This is a genomic window from Pseudomonas sp. VI4.1 (assembly GCF_002029345.1).
Classification (GTDB): domain Bacteria; phylum Pseudomonadota; class Gammaproteobacteria; order Pseudomonadales; family Pseudomonadaceae; genus Aquipseudomonas.
In genome coordinates this window covers 22,489-28,739 of record NZ_MULM01000107.1, presented here as the reverse complement: position 1 = coordinate 28,739, position 6,251 = coordinate 22,489, and the positions used below count along the sequence as shown (strand labels likewise).

General features: G+C 58.6%; 4 protein-coding genes. 2 read left to right on the top strand and 2 right to left on the bottom strand.

Annotated features, from left to right (window positions below; translation table 11 throughout):
* Positions 1–126 precede the first annotated feature (126 nt).
* Together BZ163_RS06000 and BZ163_RS05995 are read right to left on the bottom strand one after the other, a co-directional pair.
* The gene (locus BZ163_RS06000; protein WP_128870169.1) at positions 127–1,521 is read right to left on the bottom strand and encodes a PhoH family protein; all 1,395 of its coding nucleotides are present in this window, start codon (positions 1,519–1,521) and stop codon (positions 127–129) included.
* A gap of 336 nt (positions 1,522–1,857) precedes the next feature.
* Entirely contained in the window at positions 1,858–2,982 is a 1,125-nt protein-coding gene (locus tag BZ163_RS05995; protein WP_128870168.1) for a polysaccharide deacetylase family protein, read from the bottom strand.
* 254 nt (positions 2,983–3,236) lie between these two features.
* On the opposite strand from BZ163_RS05995, the gene yaaA reads away from it, so the two are divergent.
* Positions 3,237–4,016, top strand: coding sequence for a peroxide stress protein YaaA (gene yaaA, locus BZ163_RS05985; RefSeq protein WP_128870167.1), 780 nt, complete (start codon positions 3,237–3,239; stop codon positions 4,014–4,016).
* An 821-nt stretch (positions 4,017–4,837) separates the two neighbouring features.
* A complete protein-coding gene (locus tag BZ163_RS05980) occupies positions 4,838–6,154 on the top strand; it encodes a nucleotide sugar dehydrogenase (RefSeq protein ID WP_128870166.1) in 1,317 nt (438 codons plus the stop codon).
* Positions 6,155–6,251: the final 97 nt, after the last annotated feature.

Sequence of the window (6,251 nt, the reverse complement as noted above, 5' to 3'; positions counted from 1 at the left end):
TAGAGACTGTCCACCGCATTCGCGAGCAAGCCCGCTCCCACATTTCGATTTGAGTAAGATCGATGCCTGGCGCACGCATAAAAAAACCGGACGACCTGGAAGTCGCCCGGTTTTCGGGTTACGTGGTTACAAATGCGATTCGGCGTATTCGGCCAGAATCGAACGCGGCACCCCTTGCAGGGTGATGTGCACACCATTCGGGAAATCTTTGAAACGTTCGGTCAGGTACGTCAGCCCGGAGCTGGTCGCGGACAGGTAAGGGGTGTCGATCTGCGCCAGGTTGCCCAGGCACACCACTTTGGAACCGGCGCCGGCACGGGTGATGATGGTTTTCATCTGGTGCGGCGTGAGGTTCTGGCATTCATCGATCAGGATCAGGCTCTGCTGGAAGCTGCGACCCCGAATGTAGTTGAGGGATTTGAACTGCAGCGGCACCTTGCTGAGGATGTAGTCGACGCTGCCATGGGTGTTTTCGTCATCCATGTGCAAGGCTTCGAGGTTGTCGGTGATGGCGCCCAGCCAGGGCTCCATTTTTTCCGCTTCGGTGCCGGGCAGGAAACCGATCTCCTGGTCCAGGCCCTGCACGCTACGGGTCGCGATGATCCGGCGGTAGCGTTTGCTGACCATGGTCTGCTCGATCGCCGCCGCCAGGGCGAGGATGGTTTTACCCGAGCCGGCGGCCCCGGTCAGGTTGACCAGGTGGATATCCGGATCGAGCAAGGCGTACAGCGCCAGGCTCTGATAGATGTCACGCGGTTTCAGGCCCCAGGCTTCCTGGTGCAACAGGGGTTCCTGGTGCAGGTCGAGAATCAGCAGCCGGTCTTCCTCGATCTCCTTGATCCAGCCGACAAAGCCCTGTTCGTCGATGATGAACTCATTGATGTGCACCGCCGGCAGGTTGTCGATCAACTGCACCTGGTGCCAGGTGCGACCGTGGTCCTGACGGGTTTCGACATTCTTCACGCGGTCCCAGAACGAGCCGTCCATGTTGTGATAACCATTAGGCAGCAGCGAGACGTCGTCAACCAGTTGGTCGGTGCTGTAGTCCTCGGCCGCGATCCCGCACGCCCGGGCCTTGAGGCGCATGTTGATGTCTTTGGTGACCAGCACCACGGGCAGCTTGGGCTCGCGCGCGTGCAGGTCGATCAGCTGGTTGATGATGATGTTGTCGTTCAGGTGCTCGGGCAGAATGATGTTCGGTTCGGCGCGCTTGCTCATCAGGATCGACAGCAAACCCTTGGGCCCGCTTTTGCCCCGCTGGATCGGCACACCGAGCTCGACGTCTTCAGGGCTGGCGTCGCCCAGGGTCTTGTCGATCAGCCGAATGGCCTGGCGGCATTCCGCGGCCACGCTGTGATGCCCGCTCTTGAGCTTGTCCAGCTCTTCAAGCACGGTCATGGGGATGGCAACGTGGTGTTCTTCGAAATTAAGCAGGGCGTTTGGATCGTGGATCAATACGTTGGTATCGAGTACATAAAGGATTGGCTGGTTGGAGGAAAAACTACGTCCGTGATCATCCATACTCGGTCACCTTTGTGGGAGCCAGTCGACGCAATACCGTGACAGTGCTGCGCCTCGAAGTGGCCACCGAATTCACCTGCGAGGGTTCAAGTGAACTGCGAACAAGCTGGGTCTTGGAAGACGCCACCTGTGTTGCAGGTTTCGGCGGTCTGTCTTCGTAATACTCCAAAACCTGTGACAGTAAAAAGTACTTTGACGCTTTTTTGAAGTTTATTTTTCAGAGTGACGAATAGCCCTTGGCGTGCAGGCAATGTGCCGTTAAAGTCGGAAGTCCGCCTGCACCGAATTCCCTCCTGAAATCGCCCTCCGCCCAATGTTTACGGGCTTTTGCCGTTTTCAGCGAAACCCGTCCTGACAGTCTTCCCAACCGATCCCGCTCTGCGCCGTTTGCGTGACGAGCCAGGGCATCGCCTTTTTCACGCCATCTTGCTTGACGTTGAAATTGATCACGCCGTGGCGCCACAACAGCATCAGAGTCAACACCCGTTGCGCGCTCTGGTCGGGCTTGAGCTTACCCGCGCCGTCCTGGGCATCGATGTCCCACAGCGCCACTTGCAGGCCCTGGGCGTTGAAGAAGGTTTCGGCGTCCGCACGACGCTGACCGTCAGGCGGGCGGAACAGCGGCAGGTAATTCTCCGGCAGTTTGCCTTTGACCAGTTCGACGCTGCGTCGTACCGAGTCCTGCCAGTCCTGCCAGTGGCTGTGGGAACGGAACTCCCAGCCTTGCACGCCGATGCATTGCATTGAATAAGTGGCTTGCAGGCTGGCGACCGAACGCTCGGCCAGGCGCGCCTGGATGTCCTTGCCGAGGACGAAGAAGGTGCCGCTGATGTTCGACTTGCGCAGGTACTCGGTGACCCAGGCGGTGTTGTCCGGGGTGGCATTGGCGGCGCTGTCGAAGGTCAGCAGGAACAGCCGGTCATTCATCTGCTCGCCGTTGCGCTCATGCTCGCCAAAACGATCGACTTCGCTGCTGGTCTGAGGAAACAGCGCAGCCTTGCGCAATTGCTCGTCCAGGTAGCGGGCATGGAACAACCGACTCGGCTCGGCCCACTTGATGTAGTAGCTGTCGTCACTGACCTGAAACTTGGCCGCCTGCTGGCGCAAGGTGTCCAGGTCCTCGACCAGGAAACAGAAGGAGGCATCCTGATCGCAGCTTTGCTGGGCGAAGTTGTAGTTGCCCAGCAGGCGTTGCCACAAGCGCTGACGCAGGTGGTTGACCGACGCCAGGTTGATCGTGCGCAGGCCCAGGCGCTGGGCCAGGCTCGGTTCGTCCAGGGATTCGCTGGCCAGCAGGACGCTGGCGAACATCAGAATCTCGGCGCGCGAGGCGACGTCGAACAGGGTCGGGTTGTTGAGCTGTTCGGGCCAGGTAGCGCGATCCAGCGTCGCCGCCTCGCCCGGTGCCGCCAGGGCGCTGAAGCTCAAGAGCCAGGCCGCGAATAGAAAAGCGATGCGCAATGGGATGTCTCCATAACAAAACCCGGGCGGCACTATAGCTGATACCGAGGGTGCCCCGGCCTCCTGTGGGAGCGGGCTCGCTCGCGAAGGCGGCGTGTCAGTCGGCATCATCGGAAACTGACACACCGCCTTCGCGAGCAAGCCCGCTCCCACAAGGGGATAGCGGATAGCCACCGATCACCTATCACACCCATAGCTGGAGTCAACACGAACAACCCCCTAGAATCGCCCCCACGATTAAAGGAGACGACTTCATGCTGATGGTGATTTCCCCCGCCAAGACCCTCGACTACGAAACACCGCCGGCAACCCAGCGCTTCACCCAGCCGCAATACCTCGACCATTCCCAGGAGCTGATCCTGCAGTTGCGCGAGCTGAGCCCGATGCAGATCAGCGAGTTGATGCATGTCTCCGACAAGATCGGCGGGCTCAACGCCGCCCGTTTCGGCAGCTGGACGCCGGCCTTTACCCCCGCCAACGCCAAACAGGCACTGCTGGCGTTCAAGGGTGACGTGTACACCGGGCTGAACGCGCAAACCTTCAGCGAAGCCGATTTCGATTATGCCCAGCAGCACCTGCGCATGCTGTCGGGCCTCTACGGCTTGTTGCGTCCACTCGACCTGATGCAACCGTATCGCCTGGAAATGGGCACCAAACTGGCCAATGCCCGCGGCAAGGACCTGTATGCGTTCTGGGGGACGCGGATCAGCGAATGGTTGAACGAAGCCCTGGCGGATCAAGGCGACGACGTGCTGCTGAACCTGGCCTCCAATGAGTATTTCAGCGCGGTCAAGCGCAACGCGCTGAACGCGCGCATCATCAATACCGAGTTCAAGGACCTGAAAAACGGCCAGTACAAGATCATCAGCTTCTACGCAAAAAAAGCCCGCGGAATGATGAGCCGGTTTGTCATTGAAGAGCGGGTCAACGACCCGGCTGCCCTCAAACAGTTCGACGTGCAGGGCTATCGCTACAGCGCCGAGCAGTCCTCAGCGGACAAGCTGGTCTTTCTGCGCGATCACGCGCCAGAGTAGTCACCCGGTCGGCGCACGACACTTCATGAGCCGTCATGCGCCGACGTCTGATCGTCGAACAATCCCCCGCCCACTTCGACGTCTTATTGACGTCAGAAATCCAACGCTCATTTCTCTAACTTTAGTTTCACTCGACTTCGCCGATTTTTTTCCGTAGTGGCACCGAAAATTTTCAGCGGTAGTGGCACATTCCTATCTATTGCGCTCATAGCCCTATGTATCAAGGGTGAAACAGACGTTGCTAGCAATATGAAAGCAGTGCCATCTCAGTCAATATTTCAAGAAATTTCAGGATTCGCGATGAGCGGGCCGGAACTATGTCCAGATGCGTAGTTCATACCACCGGTAACGATTCTCACGGTGCATGTACGAGATAACTTACGCAGAACAGTGATTCACCCAGCGAAGTTGTCACATTAACTTCCGCGACTAATCCCTGATTTGCGCAACACCTGAAGGACAGGAGATAACGCATCAACACTATCCACTGTCAGGCCAAGGCCACGCCCCTATAAACGTGCTCGCCTGAGCACCCAACCGCTTGATTTACGGGCTATCTGCCTGGCATTGAGCGCGCAAGACCTTTGCACCCGAGACTTCCGCAGAGAAGCTCGGCTGCATGACAGGGCACATCATAATAATAAGGCCTAGTTCGCACATCCTGAGTGTACTTATTTAGACACTCGGAACTTATTTTGCCTGAGCGCTGCAGTATGGCGCCGATAAGGCCGCACTTGCGAGTGCACTACCGCTTAACACCATTAATTCCGGCCATGTAATGGCTTGATGAAACAGACTTGATTAACTGAGAGGTAAATGCGATGCGCATCAGCATATTTGGTTTGGGTTACGTCGGTGCAGTCTGTGCCGGTTGCCTGTCTGCACGGGGCCATGACGTCGTTGGCGTTGATGTCGCCAAAGACAAGATCGATATGATCAATGCCGGCAAATCGCCGATCGTTGAACCGGGTCTGGGCGAATTGCTGCAGAAGGGTATCGAGACGGGCCGCCTGCGCGGCACGACCAACTTCGCCGAAGCGATTCGCGACACCGACTTGTCGATGATTTGCGTCGGCACGCCGAGCAAGAAGAACGGCGACCTGGAACTGAACTACATCGAAGCCGTGTGCCGCGAGATCGGTTTTGTCCTGCGTGACAAGACCACCCGCCACACCATCGTGGTTCGCAGCACCGTACTGCCGGGCACCGTGGCCAACGTCGTGATCCCGATCCTGGAAGACTGCTCCGGCAAGAAAGCCGGTGTCGATTTCGGTGTCGCGGTGAACCCTGAGTTCCTGCGTGAAAGCACCGCGATCGCCGACTACGACCTGCCACCGATGACCGTCATCGGCGAGTTCGACAAAGCGTCGGGCGACGTCCTGCAATCGCTGTACGAAGAACTCGACGCACCGATCATCCGCAAGGACATCGCTGTCGCCGAGATGATCAAGTACACCTGCAACGTGTGGCACGCCACCAAGGTGACCTTCGCCAACGAAATCGGCAACATCGCCAAGGCTGTCGGCGTCGATGGTCGTGAAGTGATGGAAGTGGTCTGCCAGGACAAGACGCTGAACCTGTCCCAGTACTACATGCGCCCTGGCTTCGCGTTCGGCGGCTCTTGCCTGCCGAAAGACGTGCGCGCCCTGACCTACCGCGCCGGTTCCCTGGACGTGGAAGCGCCGCTGCTCAACTCGCTGATGCGCAGCAACGTGTCCCAGGTGCAGAACGCCTTCGACATCGTCTCCAGCCACGGCAAACGCAAAGTCGCCCTGCTGGGCCTGAGCTTCAAGGCCGGCACCGACGACCTGCGCGAAAGCCCGCTGGTTGACCTGGCGGAAATGCTGATCGGCAAGGGCTACGACCTGAGCATCTACGACAGCAACGTCGAATACGCCCGTGTTCACGGCGCGAACAAGGACTACATCGAGTCGAAGATCCCTCACGTCTCGTCCTTGCTCAACGCCGATTTCGACAGCGTGATCGACAACTGCGACGTGATCATCCTCGGCAACCGTGACGAGAAATTCCGCGCACTGGCGCAACAAGCGCCACAGGGCAAGCAAGTGATCGATCTGGTCGGTTTCATGTCCCAAGCCACCAGCGTCAGTGGCCGCACCGAAGGCATCTGCTGGTAACCGGCAGGTTGTAAGCGCTTCGCGCTGATCGCCAGCAAGCCGGCTCCTACGGGGGCCGGCTTACCCGCGAACGCGTTATCACGGGCGCCGCAACCTT